Here is a 13,595-nt window from a genome sequence, read left to right as displayed (position 1 = left end):
GCGTTTTTTTTACTGCTCGTGGCGCTTAAACACCAGTTCGTTTTTCTGCGAGGCTTCTTCATCGAAGAAGTAACCGTCGGTATTAAACGCCTTCAGCTGTTCCGGCTTGCTGAGGCGGTTTTCAATGATGTAGCGGCTCATCAGGCCGCGCGCTTTTTTAGCGTAGAAACTGATGACCTTAAACTTGCCGTTCTTCTCATCCAGGAACACCGGCTTGATGATTTCTGCATCGAGCTTTTTCGGTTTAACCGCTTTGAAATACTCGTCTGACGCCAGGTTTATAACGATCTTGTCGCCCTGGGCGGCCAGCACCTGGTTCAGCTTTTCGGTTATCGTATCGCCCCAGAAATGATACAGGTCTTTGCCTTTCGGGTTCTCAAGGCGGATACCCATCTCCAGGCGGTAAGGCTGCATCAGATCCAGCGGGCGCAGCACGCCGTACAGACCGGAGAGCATGCGCAAATGCTGTTGGGCAAAATCGAAGTCTGCTTCGCTAAATTCCTCAGCCTGTAAGCCGGTATAAACATCGCCTTTGAAAGCGAGGATAGCCGGGCGGGCATTCTGCGGGCTGAATTCCGGGTGCCACTCGTGGAAGCGGGTTTCGTTCAGGGAAGCCAGCTTATCGCTGATGCTCATCAGCGACGCAATTTGCGGCGCGCTAAGTTTGCGGGCAACGCTGATCAACTGCTGAGAGTATTCCAGCAGTTCCGGCTGCGTGTAGCGGTTAGTGGCTAACTCGCTCTGGTAGTCCAGCGTCTTGGCAGGTGAAATAAGAATTAGCATGTCCACTCCTTGCAGGTTTTGGCGGTTACTTTAGCAAATTTCCGGAACGTAGCGGCCTATGGCTGCAATTAGCGATCGGTTTTTTTTTCAGGCTCCGTGCCCCAGACGCCGGGAGCCAGCTGGTTCTTTATCTCGGGGAAACGGTTGGGATTGAAGGTCGGCGTAATGCCCAGCTTTTGCTGCCGTAGATAGTCCGCAGCAAGATCCCGAACCACCGGTGAGAGCAATAAAATCGCCGTAATGTTGGTGATAGCCATAATGGCCATCGCCACATCTGCCAACTGCCAGACCAGCGGCAGCGCCGCCTGGGTGCCAAACATCACCATCGCCAGCACAAAGCAGCGCAGCAATAGCTTTGACACGCGGCTGTTTGGGTTAAGAAACAGAAGGTTATTTTCCGCATAGCTGTAGTTGGCGACTATCGAAGTGAAGGCGAACAGAAAAACGATAACGACGATGAAACCGCTGCCCCAGCTGCCGACAGCCGAGCTAAGCGCCTGCTGAACCAGAATAATTCCGCCGCGTGAGGTTACGGCTCCGTCGAGCATGCCGGACATTAATACGATGGCGGCGGTGGCGGTGCAGATAATAACCGTATCAATTAATACCCCAAACATCTGGACCACGCCCTGGGTAGCCGGGTGCGGAGGCCACGCCGCTGCCGCTGCGGCCGCGTTGGGCGTTGAACCCATCCCCGCTTCGTTGGAAAACATACCGCGCTGAAAACCGTTGGTGATAGCCTGGCTGACGGTGTAGCCGAGCGCGCCCGACGCGGCTTCATGCCAGCCAAACGCCTGGCTGAAAATTAGCCTGACCACCTCCGGGAAGCGCTCAATATGCAGCGTAACCACGTACAGGCTCATAAATACCCACAGCAGCGCCATCAGCGGCACCAGCCACTGGGACAGGCGGGCTATCGCCCTCATCCCGCGCCAGATGACCAGCGCGGTGACGATGACCAGCGCAATACCGATCCAGAGTTTCGGCACGTCGAACGCATAATGGGTGGCAATGGCAATAGAGTTTGCCTGAACGGCATTGAACACCATCCCAAAGGCGACGATTAAAAAGAGTGAGAACAGTACGCCCATCCAGCGCATACCCAGCCCGCGTTCCATATACCAGGCCGGGCCACCGCGATAATTTCCGTCTTTGTCGCGGCTTTTATAAAGCTGCGCCAGCGAGCATTCAGCAAAGGCGGTTGCCATGCTAAGCACGGCTGCAACCCACATCCAGAAAACGGCACCGGGGCCACCGGCCGAGATGGCGAGCGCAATACCGGCAAGATTGCCGCTGCCTACGCGTGCGGCGAGGCTGGTGCAGAGCGCCTGAAATGAGGATATTCCGGAAGGATCTGACGAGGTGCTGTTACGCAGGAAAAGGCGAAGCCGGGTGAAATAGCGAAACTGCACGAAGCCGCAGCGCCAGGTGAACCAGACTCCGGCCCCAATCAGCAGCCAGAGTAGAACGGACCCCCAAAGCACCTCGTTGATAAATAACAAAAAATCTGTCATTAACGTCCCTCTTGTTAATGCGTGATGGCGGCGAGGTTGACGGGCCCGTGCCATGCAGTCCATTACGTTACAGATAAAGAGCGGGCGGAGTTTATCATATTCTCAGCCACTGGACGGACAGCACTTGTCGCGGTTGCACCTGATGGGCGGCGTGATATCATCAAGCCAGACCGGTTACATCTCCCTAACAAGCTACACCTGAAGAGAAACACTCATTATGACGGATAAATTGACTTCTTTGCGTCAACTGACCACCGTGGTTGCTGACACCGGAGATATCGCGGCGATGAAGCTGTATCAGCCGCAGGATGCTACTACTAACCCTTCTCTGATCCTTAACGCAGCGCAGATCCCTGAGTATCGCAAACTGATTGATGAAGCGATTACCTGGGCTCGCGGCCAGAGCAACGACCGCGCTCAGCAGGTTGTTGACGCTACCGACAAGCTGGCTGTGAACATCGGCCTGGAAATTCTGAAACTGATCCCGGGTCGTATCTCTACCGAGGTTGATGCTCGCCTGTCTTATGACACCGAAGCCAGCATCGCCAAAGCGAAGCACCTGATTAAGCTCTATAACGATGCGGGCATCAGCAACGATCGCATTCTGATTAAACTGGCTTCTACCTGGCAGGGTATCCGCGCTGCCGAGCAGCTGGAAAAAGAAGGCATCAACTGTAACCTGACCCTGCTGTTCTCCTTCGCTCAGGCACGCGCCTGTGCGGAAGCTGGCGTGTTCCTGATTTCTCCGTTTGTTGGCCGTATCCTCGACTGGTACAAAGCTAACACCGACAAGAAAGAATACGCGCCGCAGGAAGATCCGGGCGTGGTTTCCGTTACTGAAATCTACCAGTATTACAAACAGCACGGCTATGAAACCGTAGTGATGGGCGCAAGCTTCCGTAACGTCGGTGAAATCATCGAGCTGGCTGGCTGTGACCGCCTGACCATCGCACCTGCTCTGCTCAAAGAGCTGGCGGAAAGCGAAGGGGCGCTCGAGCGTAAGCTGAGCTACACCGGTGAAGTGAAAGCGCGTCCGGAGCGCATCACTGAATCCCAGTTCCTGTGGCAGCACAACCAGGATCCAATGGCGGTAGATAAACTGGCGGACGGTATCCGTAAGTTTGCTATCGACCAGGAAAAACTGGAAAAAATGATCGGCGACCTGCTGTAATCATTATCGTGGCCGGCGCTCGTCGGCCACGCTTTTAGCGTCTTCCCCTGTCTGCAACGCCTTTCGCCGTGTATCATTTCGCCCAGACTTGCTCATTTCCGGGAATGATATGAATACCTTTCGCATTGGATTAGTTTCCATTTCAGACCGCGCCTCCAGCGGCATCTATCAGGACAAAGGCATCCCTGCGCTACAGGCGTGGCTGGAGCAAACCCTGACGACACCTTTTGAAGTCGAAACCCGCCTGATCCCCGATGAACAGCCGATCATTGAGCAAACGCTTTGCGAGCTGGTGGATGAGATGGGTTGCCACCTGGTGCTGACGACCGGCGGTACCGGCCCGGCGCGACGCGACGTGACCCCGGATGCTACGCTGGCGATTGCCGACCGCGTGATGCCGGGCTTTGGCGAACAGATGCGCCAGATCAGCCTGCATTTTGTGCCGACGGCCATTCTCTCGCGCCAGGTCGGCGTTATTCGCAAGCAGGCGCTGATCCTTAACCTGCCGGGCCAGCCGAAGTCTATTCAGGAAACGCTCGAAGGCGTGAAAGACGAGAGCGGCAAGGTGGTGGTGCCCGGGATCTTCGCAAGCGTACCGTATTGTGTACAGCTCCTCGACGGCCCTTATGTTGAAACTAATGACGATGTGGTAGCAGCATTTCGTCCTAAGAGCGCGCGCCGCGAAACAAAATCCTAAATAAATGCCTTTCTTGACATAAGATCGAGTTGATGTGGAGTGTTGGTTTTTAACCGTTATAGTAATCCTGGCTTTACAGCTAAACGGAAATAATAATTAACACTCCTCTTTACAAGCGGTTTCTTATGTCAATACAGCGCGTCAGACCTCTGAATGGTCAGGACTATAAAACCCTGACACTTGCCGCCCTCGGCGGCGCTCTCGAATTTTACGACTTCATTATCTTCGTATTTTTCGCCGCGGTAGTGGGGGAGTTGTTCTTCCCGGCCGATATTCCCGAGTGGCTCCGTCAGGTTCAGACTTTCGGGATATTTGCCGCTGGCTATCTTGCACGCCCGCTTGGCGGCATCGTGATGGCGCACTTTGGCGACCTGGTTGGCCGCAAAAAAATGTTCACCCTCAGCATTTTGCTGATGGCGCTGCCGACTCTGGCTATTGGTCTGCTGCCTACTTATGCCACGTTGGGCATTGCGGCTCCGCTGTTGTTACTGCTGATGCGTATCTTGCAGGGCGCTGCGATAGGCGGTGAAGTGCCGGGCGCGTGGGTCTTTGTTGCCGAGCACGTTCCGGCCAGGCGCATCGGTATCGCCTGCGGAACCCTGACGATGGGGCTGACCGTCGGTATTCTTCTTGGCTCGGTTGTTGCGACCATCATTAATACTTCGCTGACCCAGCAGACTATTCACGACGGCGGCTGGCGTATTCCTTTCTTACTCGGCGGCATTTTCGGCCTGGTGGCGATGTATTTACGCCGCTGGCTGCGTGAGACGCCGATATTCCTCGAGATGCAGCAACGTAAAGCGCTGGCCGCAGAGCTGCCGCTGAAAGCCGTTGTGGCTAAGCATAAGAAAGCGGTGGTGATTTCCATGCTGCTGACCTGGCTGCTTTCGGCCTGTATCGTCGTGGTCATTCTGATGTCGCCGATTTGGCTGCAAAAGCAGTACGGCATGGCACCGGCTTTGACGTTGAAGGCCAACAGCATCGCAACCATCATGCTGTGTATTGGCTGCCTGCTGGCCGGGTTGGCGGCGGACCGGTTCGGGGCAGGTAAAACCTTTACCGTAGGCAGTATTCTGCTGGCGATTTGCAGCTGGATGTTTTACCACCTGACGGCCACTCATCCCGAGCAGCTGTTCCTGCTATATGGCCTTGTGGGGCTAAGCGTTGGCGTTGTTGGCGCGGTGCCGTTTGTGATGGTACGGGCGTTCCCGGCGGAAGTGCGCTTCACCGGTATCTCTTTCTCTTATAACCTTTCTTATGCGATTTTCGGCGGACTGACGCCGGTGGCCGTCACGATGCTGATGGGCGTTTCGCCTATGGCTCCGGCGTGGTACGTGCTGGCGTTGGCGCTAGTTGGGCTGGGATTGGGACTCTGGCTCAGGCGTGACATCCATCATGAGGATGAAGCAAAGGAAAGGACGTTGGTGCAGTCATAAATAAAAAACGCGGAGCCGGGCTCCGCGTTTTTTATTGCTAAGCGAAAGAAATTAGTGCTTTTCGCCAATCGGCAGTACGGTGCGGCCAAACTGTTCGTTCAGCACTTCACCCATTGCCAGGTAGATAGCGCTCGCGCCACACACCAGGCCAATCCAGCCGGCAACTTTAACGATGCCTTCGTTATCGGTCAGATGGCCAACGGCCAGCAGGGCAAACAGCACGGTCAGGCTGGCAAACACGAATTGCAGCATGCGCGGCGCTTTCAGGGTGCCGAAGAACATGAACAGCGTGAACACGCCCCACAGGCCCAGGTACGCGCCGAGGAAGTGCCCGTTGGTTGCATCGCCAAGACCCATCTTAGGCAGCAGCAGGATAGCGACCAGCGTCAGCCAGAACGAGCCGTAAGAGGTGAAGGCGGTTAAACCGAAAGTGTTCCCTTTTTTAAACTCCAGCAGGCCCGCGAAGATTTGCGCGATACCGCCGTAGAAAATCCCCATAGCGAGGATAATAACGTCAAAACCAAAAATGCCTGCGTTGTGCAGATTGAGCAAAATGGTGGTCATGCCGAAGCCCATTAAGCCCAGGGGAGCTGGATTAGCCAACTTAGTGTTGCCCATAGTTCCTCTGAAAAATTCATCTGAAAAAAAGTATCAAGTAAGCCCACACCGCCGGGACTCCGGCAGCGGGCGCGGCATAATAATCAGGCGGCAGGCCGCCGTCTATGATCTGAGCGGGTGGAAAGCAGAAAATTTTTTTTCATCTGCCCCTTGATGGCGGGTGTTGCGACCCCATCTTGTATGCAACCGCAGTTGGCGGACCTGAAAAAAACGCGACGGGCAATTGAAACAGACGCCTTTGCCCATATAACAGGTTCACAACCACATGATGACGAATTTTTAGTGGAGACGTTTAGATGGGTAAAATTATTGGTATCGACCTGGGGACAACCAACTCTTGTGTCGCGATTATGGATGGTACTACTGCTCGTGTGCTGGAGAACGCCGAGGGCGACCGCACCACGCCTTCTATCATTGCTTACACTCAGGACGGCGAAATCCTGGTAGGTCAGCCGGCTAAACGTCAGGCAGTGACTAACCCGCAAAACACTCTGTTTGCGATCAAACGCCTGATTGGCCGTCGCTTCCAGGACGAAGAAGTGCAGCGTGATGAAGCCATCATGCCTTACAAAATCATCGGCGCCGACAACGGCGACGCATGGATTGATGTAAAAGGTCAGAAAATGGCACCGCCGCAGATCTCTGCTGAAGTGCTGAAAAAAATGAAGAAAACCGCTGAAGATTACCTGGGTGAGCCGGTAACTGAAGCTGTTATCACCGTACCTGCATACTTTAACGATGCTCAGCGTCAGGCAACGAAAGACGCCGGCCGTATCGCGGGTCTGGAAGTTAAGCGTATCATCAACGAACCAACCGCAGCGGCTCTGGCCTACGGTCTGGACAAAGAAGTTGGCAACCGTACTATCGCGGTTTACGACCTGGGTGGTGGTACTTTCGATATCTCTATTATCGAAATCGACGAAGTTGACGGCGAAAAAACCTTCGAAGTTCTGGCGACCAACGGTGATACCCACCTCGGTGGTGAAGACTTCGATAGCCGTATGATCAACTACCTCGTTGACGAGTTTAAGAAAGATCAGGGCATTGACCTGCGTAACGATCCGCTGGCCATGCAGCGCCTGAAAGAAGCGGCAGAGAAAGCGAAAATCGAACTTTCTTCTGCACAGCAGACCGACGTGAACCTGCCGTACATCACCGCAGACGCGACCGGTCCGAAACACATGAACATCAAAGTGACTCGTGCGAAACTGGAATCCCTGGTCGAAGACCTGGTAAACCGTTCAATCGATCCGCTGAAAGTTGCGCTGCAGGATGCTGGCCTGTCCGTTTCCGATATCCAGGACGTTATCCTGGTCGGCGGTCAGACTCGTATGCCAATGGTGCAGAAAAAAGTTGCTGAGTTCTTCGGTAAAGAGCCGCGTAAAGACGTTAACCCGGACGAAGCTGTTGCCATCGGTGCAGCGGTTCAGGGTGGTGTTCTGACCGGCGAAGTGAAAGACGTACTGCTGCTGGACGTTACCCCGCTGTCTCTGGGTATCGAAACCATGGGTGGCGTGATGACCGCGCTTATCGCGAAAAACACCACTATCCCAACCAAGCACAGCCAGGTGTTCTCTACCGCTGAAGACAACCAGTCTGCGGTAACCATCCACGTGATTCAGGGTGAGCGTAAACGCGCATCCGATAACAAATCACTGGGTCAGTTCAACCTGGATGGGATCAGCCCGGCACCGCGCGGCATGCCGCAGATCGAAGTCACCTTCGATATCGATGCTGACGGTATTCTGCACGTTTCCGCTAAAGACAAAAACAGCGGTAAAGAGCAGAAGATTACCATTAAAGCTTCTTCCGGCCTGAACGAAGAAGAGATCCAGAAAATGGTGCGCGAAGCCGAAGCTAACGCCGAGTCTGACCGTAAGTTCGAAGAGCTGGTTCAGACCCGTAACCAGGGCGATCACCTGCTGCACAGCACCCGTAAGCAGGTTGAAGAAGCAGGCGACAAGCTGCCGGCTGACGACAAAACGGCTATCGAGTCCGCTCTGAGCGCGCTGGAAGGTTCTCTGAAAGGCGAAGACAAAGCTGACATCGAAGCTAAAATGCAGGCTCTGGCTCAGGTTTCTCAGAAACTGATGGAGCTGGCTCAGCAGCAGCATGCCGAGCAGCAGGCAGGTAATGCCGCTGATGCTGGCAACGCTAACGCAGGCAAAGACGACGATGTTGTTGATGCTGAGTTCGAAGAAGTGAAAGATAAAAAATAATCGCCCTGATGCAGGGTAATTAACCGGCACGGGCGCGGAGTTTACTCCACGCCCGTGCTCGTATGTTAAGGGCAGAAAAAAGAGATGGCGAAGAGAGACTATTACGAGGTTTTAGGCGTTCCGAAATCAGCGGAAGAGCGTGAAATCAAAAAAGCCTATAAGCGCCTGGCGATGAAGTTCCATCCGGACCGTAACCAGGGCGATAAAGAGGCCGAGGGTAAGTTCAAAGAGATCAAAGAAGCCTACGAGATCCTTACCGATTCTCAGAAACGTGCGGCCTACGATCAATACGGCCATGCTGCGTTTGAGCAGGGCGGTATGGGCGGCGGTGGCGGCTTTGGCGGCGGCGGTGCGGACTTCAACGATATCTTTGGCGACGTGTTTGGCGATATCTTTGGCGGCGGACGCCGTCAACGAGCGTCTCGTGGCGCGGACCTGCGCTACAACATGGACTTAACGCTTGAAGAAGCGGTTCGTGGCGTTACCAAAGAGATCCGTATCCCGACGCTGGAAGAGTGTGACGTTTGCCACGGCAGCGGTGCGAAAAAAGGCTCATCTCCGCAAACCTGTCCAACCTGTCACGGACAGGGCCAGGTGCAGATGCGTCAGGGCTTCTTTACCGTGCAGCAGAGCTGCCCTCATTGCCAGGGCCGCGGCACCATCATTAAAGATCCGTGCAACAGCTGCCACGGCCATGGCCGGGTAGAGAAAACCAAAACCCTGTCGGTGAAAATTCCTGCGGGTGTTGATACCGGAGATCGTATTCGCCTGTCCGGCGAAGGTGAAGCCGGTGAGCACGGTGCGCCGTCCGGCGACCTGTACGTTCAGGTTCAGGTGAAACAGCACCCAATCTTTGAGCGCGAAGGTAACAACCTGTACTGCGAAGTGCCTATCAACTTCGCTATGGCCGCTCTGGGCGGGGAAATTGAAGTCCCAACCCTCGACGGTCGCGTGAAACTGAAGGTGCCGAGCGAAACGCAGACCGGCAAGCTGTTCAGAATGCGCGGTAAAGGCGTTAAGTCCGTACGCGGTGGTGCTCAGGGTGACCTGCTGTGCCGCGTGGTTGTCGAAACGCCTGTCAGCCTGAACGAAAAACAGAAAAAGCTGCTTCGTGATTTAGAAGAGAGCTTTGGTGGGCCAGCGGGTGAGCAAAACAGCCCGCGTTCGAAGAGCTTCTTCGACGGCGTGAAGAAATTCTTTGACGATTTGACCCGCTAATTTCTTCCGGCTTTAGCCACGCAAAAACCTGAACTGCTTCATTCGGTTCAGGTTTTTTTATGTCTCAGAAAACAGTTCGGTTTTTGCGATCTATATTTGCCATATAAGCTGATTTTATCGATGTGTCATTGCCGCTATGCTGACTACCATAATAGTGTTTGGGATGAACACGCTGTTTGGATAACTGGGTGAAATAATGACTAAAAATCTGCAACGCTTTTTTCAAAATGACGCCGCGGGCGGTATTTTTTTGATAGTTGCCGCCGCTCTGGCGATGCTGCTGGCAAACCTGAGTGCAACCAGCGCGGGCTACGAGGCTTTTCTGGCCACGCCGGTTGAGGTACGCATCGGGCCGCTGGATATCAGCAAAAACCTGCTGCTGTGGGTCAACGACGCGTTGATGGCTATCTTCTTCCTGATGATTGGCCTGGAAGTGAAGCGGGAAATGGTGCTCGGCTCGCTTGCCGATCGCCGTCAGGCGGCGTTTCCGGTGATTGCCGCGCTCGGCGGGATGGTTGTTCCGGCGCTGCTCTATCTGGCCTTTAACTATTCTGACCCCGTAACCCGCGAAGGCTGGGCTATCCCGGCGGCGACCGATATCGCCTTTGCTTTGGGAATTCTGGCGCTGCTGGGCAACCGGGTGCCGCTGGCGCTGAAGGTTTTCCTGATGGCGCTGGCAATCATCGATGACCTGGGCGCCATCATCATTATCGCGCTGTTCTATACTCATGACTTATCCATGATGTCGTTGGGGATTGCGGCAGCGGCTATCGTCGCGCTGGCGCTGCTGAACCTGTTCAACGTGCGCCGCACGGGCGTTTACATCCTGGTGGGCGTGATCCTGTGGACTGCTGTTTTAAAATCCGGGGTTCATGCGACGCTGGCGGGGGTCATCATCGGCTTCTTTATTCCGCTAAAAGAGCAGAACGGGCGTTCGCCTGCTCAGGAGCTTGAGCATGTGCTGCATCCGTGGGTGGCGTTCCTGATCCTGCCGCTGTTCGCCTTTGCCAATGCTGGCGTGTCGCTCTCTGGCGTGACCATGGAAGGCCTGACCTCGCTGCTGCCGCTCGGCATCATTGCCGGTTTGTTTATCGGCAAGCCGCTGGGGATAAGCCTGTTCTGCTGGCTGGCGCTTAAGCTTAAGCTCGCCACGCTGCCAAAGGGGACGCGATTCAGCGACATCATGGCGGTAGGCGTGCTGTGCGGCATCGGCTTTACTATGTCGATTTTCATCGCTTCGTTGGCCTTCGGCGACGTGGATGCGGAGCTGATTACCTGGGCGAAACTCGGCATTCTTCTTGGGTCGCTGCTTTCAGCCGTGGTGGGCTTTAGCATGCTGAGAGCGCGCCTTTCTGAGGCCAAAGCATGATACTTGTGTTAACCGGGCCATCGGCAGGATGGCCCGATAACGGAATAACTTTCAGGGAGTGAAGGGCGATGTCCCATATTAATTACAACCATCTTTATTACTTCTGGCACGTCTGCAAAGAAGGTTCGGTGGTCGGCGCTGCCGAAGCGTTGTTTCTGACGCCGCAGACCATCACCGGGCAAATTAAAGCGCTCGAAGAGCGGCTGCAGGGAAAATTGTTTCGCCGTCAGGGCAGGGGGCTGGTGCCTTCGGAGCTGGGCCAACTGGTGTTTCGCTATGCCGACCGCATGTTCACCCTGAGCCAGGAAATGCTGGATATCGTTAACTATCGCAAAGAGGCCAATATTCTTTTCGACGTTGGCGTAGCGGATGCGCTTTCCAAGCGGCTGGTCAGCGGGGTGCTGGACGCTGCGGTGGTTGATGATGAGCAAATCCACCTGCGCTGCTTCGAGTCGACTCACGAAATGCTGCTGGAACAGCTGAGCCAGCATAAGCTGGACATGATTATTTCAGACTGCCCGATAGACTCGACCCAGCAGGAAGGGCTGTTTTCCGTCAGGCTTGGCGAATGCGGGATTAGCTTCTGGTGCAAGGGGCCGGCCCCTGAACTGCCTTTCCCGGCCTGCCTTGAAACCCGGCGCCTGCTTATTCCGGGGCGTCGCTCGATGCTGGGACGTAAGCTGCTGAACTGGATTAACATCCAGGGCCTGAAGATTGAGATCCTCGGCGAATTTGATGATGCCGCGCTGATGAAGGCATTTGGGGCGACCCATAACGCTATTTTTGTTGCGCCAACGCTCTACGCGCAGGACATCTATAGCGACGACGATATCATCGAGGTTGGGCGGATTGATAATGTGCTGGAGGAGTATCACGCGATTTTTGCCGAACGAATGATTCAGCATCCTGCGGTGCAGCGAATTTGCAGCAAGGATTACTCGGCGTTGTTTAAGGTGGAGTGATTTGCGGATATAAAAAAACCGGCGTTAGCCGGTTTTTTTATCAAAGCGACAGCAAACGAGCGATTAAGCCAGTTTGTTGATTTGCGCAGTCAGATTTGCTTTATGACGCGCAGCTTTGTTTTTGTGGATCAGACCTTTGCTAGCCTGACGATCCACGATTGGTTGCATTTCGTTAAATGCTTTCTGTGCAGCAGCTTTGTCGCCAGTTTCAATCGCTGCGTATACTTTCTTGATGAAAGTACGCATCATAGAGCGACGGCTTGCGTTGTGCTTACGAGCCTTTTCAGACTGTACAGCACGTTTCTTAGCTGATTTGATATTAGCCAAGGTCCAACTCCCAAATATGATCTATGTGGACAATTCAAAGGCCGAGGAATATGCCCCGCTAGCCTTCTTTTGTCAATGGATTTGTGCAAATAAGCGCCGTTAAATTTTCGGCACCTCTTACGTTGTGATGGCGCGGATTCTACCAGCATCAGGGCCGGGAATACAGTCTTTCGCATCAAAAATCGTCGAGACAAAGCCTAAGCCTGCTCAAAGAGCGGCTCAGCGTAATGAATTCATTAAAGCTTTATGCCAAAGGCGGCAATCGCCGGTTAACCTTAATCGCTGTCCTTGATATAATCCGCCAATTTCCACTGTTTTGAGCCAGCCATGAAGCTGATACGCGGTATACATAACCTGCGCCAGAACCACCACGGGTGTGTCCTCACCATTGGTAATTTCGACGGCGTACATCGTGGCCATCAGGCGCTGTTAAAGGGCCTGTGTGAAGAGGGGCGTGCGCGCAACCTTCCGGTCATGGTGATGATTTTTGAGCCTCAACCGCTTGAACTGTTCGCCCCGGAAAAGGCCCCAGCCCGCCTGACTCGCCTGCGTGAAAAACTGCGCTATCTCGCTGGGTGCGGCGTGGACTACGTGCTGTGCGTGCGCTTCGATCGCCGTTTTGCCGCCTTGAGCGCGCAGAATTTCGTCAGCAATCTGCTGGTGGACCGTCTGGGGGTTAAATTCCTCGCGGTAGGCGATGATTTCCGCTTTGGCGCTGGTCGTCAGGGGGATTTCTTGTTATTACAGAAGGCTGGTCAGGAATACGGCTTCGACATCGCAAGTACTCAAACATTTTGCGAAGACGGGGTGCGTATTAGCAGTACCGCCGTGCGTCAGGCGCTGGCGGATGACGATTTGCAACAGGCTGAAAGCCTGCTGGGGCATCCGTTTATGATCTCCGGGCGTGTGGTACACGGCGATGAGCTGGGTCGCACTATTGGTTTCCCTACGGCGAATTTACCGCTGCGTCGTCAGGTTTCCCCGGTAAAAGGGGTGTATGCGGTTGAAGTCTCAGGCCTCGGTGATAAGCCGATAGCTGGCGTGGCTAATATTGGCACTCGCCCTACGGTGGCGGGTGTCCGCCAGCAGCTTGAAGTCCACTTATTGGACGTTGTAATGGACCTTTATGGTCGCCATATAGAAGTAGTGCTGCGTAAAAAGATACGTAATGAGCAGCGGTTTGCTTCACTCGATGAGCTGAAAGCGCAAATCGCCAGAGATGTGGTATCAGCCCGCGAATTTTTTGAGTCAAATGCCTGAAAGGCTAACCGAAATACGGAA

12 protein-coding genes are annotated in these 13,595 nt (G+C 54.4%); 8 read left to right on the top strand and 4 right to left on the bottom strand.

What is annotated here, in order from left to right:
• Positions 1-9: 9 nt before the first annotated feature.
• Together yaaA and ACG1VR_RS19630 are read right to left on the bottom strand one after the other, a co-directional pair.
• Entirely contained in the window at positions 10-783 is a 774-nt protein-coding gene (yaaA, locus tag ACG1VR_RS19635; protein ID WP_016534813.1) for a peroxide stress protein YaaA, read from the bottom strand.
• Positions 784-851: 68 nt separating this feature from the next.
• Positions 852-2,297: an alanine/glycine:cation symporter family protein gene (locus ACG1VR_RS19630; protein WP_395489609.1), complete on the bottom strand. Its 1,446-nt coding sequence runs from the start codon at positions 2,295-2,297 to the stop codon at positions 852-854.
• A 217-nt stretch (positions 2,298-2,514) separates the two neighbouring features.
• On the opposite strand from ACG1VR_RS19630, the gene tal reads away from it, so the two are divergent.
• The 3 genes from tal to ACG1VR_RS19615 all read left to right on the top strand — a co-directional run bounded on the left by tal (position 2,515) and on the right by ACG1VR_RS19615 (position 5,601).
• Entirely contained in the window at positions 2,515-3,468 is a 954-nt protein-coding gene (tal, locus tag ACG1VR_RS19625) for a transaldolase (protein ID WP_016534815.1), read from the top strand.
• Positions 3,469-3,577: 109 nt separating this feature from the next.
• Complete coding sequence (gene mog, locus ACG1VR_RS19620; RefSeq protein ID WP_216375266.1) at positions 3,578-4,165, top strand: molybdopterin adenylyltransferase; 588 nt, start codon at positions 3,578-3,580, stop codon at positions 4,163-4,165.
• 125 nt (positions 4,166-4,290) lie between these two features.
• Positions 4,291-5,601 (top strand): MFS transporter, encoded by a 1,311-nt coding sequence (locus ACG1VR_RS19615; protein WP_016534818.1) that lies wholly within the window; start codon positions 4,291-4,293, stop codon positions 5,599-5,601.
• A 51-nt stretch (positions 5,602-5,652) separates the two neighbouring features.
• Here the strand turns inward: ACG1VR_RS19615 and satP are convergent, their stop codons facing one another.
• Complete coding sequence (gene satP, locus ACG1VR_RS19610) at positions 5,653-6,219, bottom strand: acetate uptake transporter (RefSeq protein ID WP_016534819.1); 567 nt, start codon at positions 6,217-6,219, stop codon at positions 5,653-5,655.
• 296 nt (positions 6,220-6,515) lie between these two features.
• On the opposite strand from satP, the gene dnaK reads away from it, so the two are divergent.
• From dnaK to nhaR, 4 genes are all read left to right on the top strand, one after another.
• Entirely contained in the window at positions 6,516-8,438 is a 1,923-nt protein-coding gene (gene dnaK / locus ACG1VR_RS19605) for a molecular chaperone DnaK (RefSeq protein WP_016534821.1), read from the top strand.
• 84 nt (positions 8,439-8,522) lie between these two features.
• Positions 8,523-9,656: a molecular chaperone DnaJ gene (dnaJ, locus tag ACG1VR_RS19600; RefSeq protein WP_172568383.1), complete on the top strand. Its 1,134-nt coding sequence runs from the start codon at positions 8,523-8,525 to the stop codon at positions 9,654-9,656.
• Positions 9,657-9,852: 196 nt separating this feature from the next.
• Positions 9,853-11,025 (top strand): Na+/H+ antiporter NhaA, encoded by a 1,173-nt coding sequence (gene nhaA, locus ACG1VR_RS19595; protein ID WP_016534824.1) that lies wholly within the window; start codon positions 9,853-9,855, stop codon positions 11,023-11,025.
• 68 nt (positions 11,026-11,093) lie between these two features.
• Positions 11,094-11,987: a transcriptional activator NhaR gene (gene nhaR, locus ACG1VR_RS19590; RefSeq protein WP_016534825.1), complete on the top strand. Its 894-nt coding sequence runs from the start codon at positions 11,094-11,096 to the stop codon at positions 11,985-11,987.
• Positions 11,988-12,050: 63 nt separating this feature from the next.
• Here nhaR and rpsT read toward each other — a convergent pair whose 3' ends face one another.
• Positions 12,051-12,314: a 30S ribosomal protein S20 gene (gene rpsT, locus ACG1VR_RS19585; RefSeq protein WP_039897887.1), complete on the bottom strand. Its 264-nt coding sequence runs from the start codon at positions 12,312-12,314 to the stop codon at positions 12,051-12,053.
• 327 nt (positions 12,315-12,641) lie between these two features.
• On the opposite strand from rpsT, the gene ribF reads away from it, so the two are divergent.
• On the top strand, positions 12,642-13,574 hold the full coding sequence (ribF, locus tag ACG1VR_RS19580; protein WP_016534828.1) for a bifunctional riboflavin kinase/FAD synthetase: 933 nt from the start codon (positions 12,642-12,644) through the stop codon (positions 13,572-13,574).
• The last annotated feature ends 21 nt before the right edge of the window (positions 13,575-13,595 follow it).

Origin of the sequence: Cedecea davisae (genome assembly GCF_044095835.1) — a bacterium.
In the GTDB taxonomy this organism is placed as follows: Bacteria; Pseudomonadota; Gammaproteobacteria; order Enterobacterales; family Enterobacteriaceae; genus Cedecea; species Cedecea davisae.
Note: the sequence above shows the minus strand (reverse complement) of the source record. Positions and strands in the feature narration are given on the sequence as shown.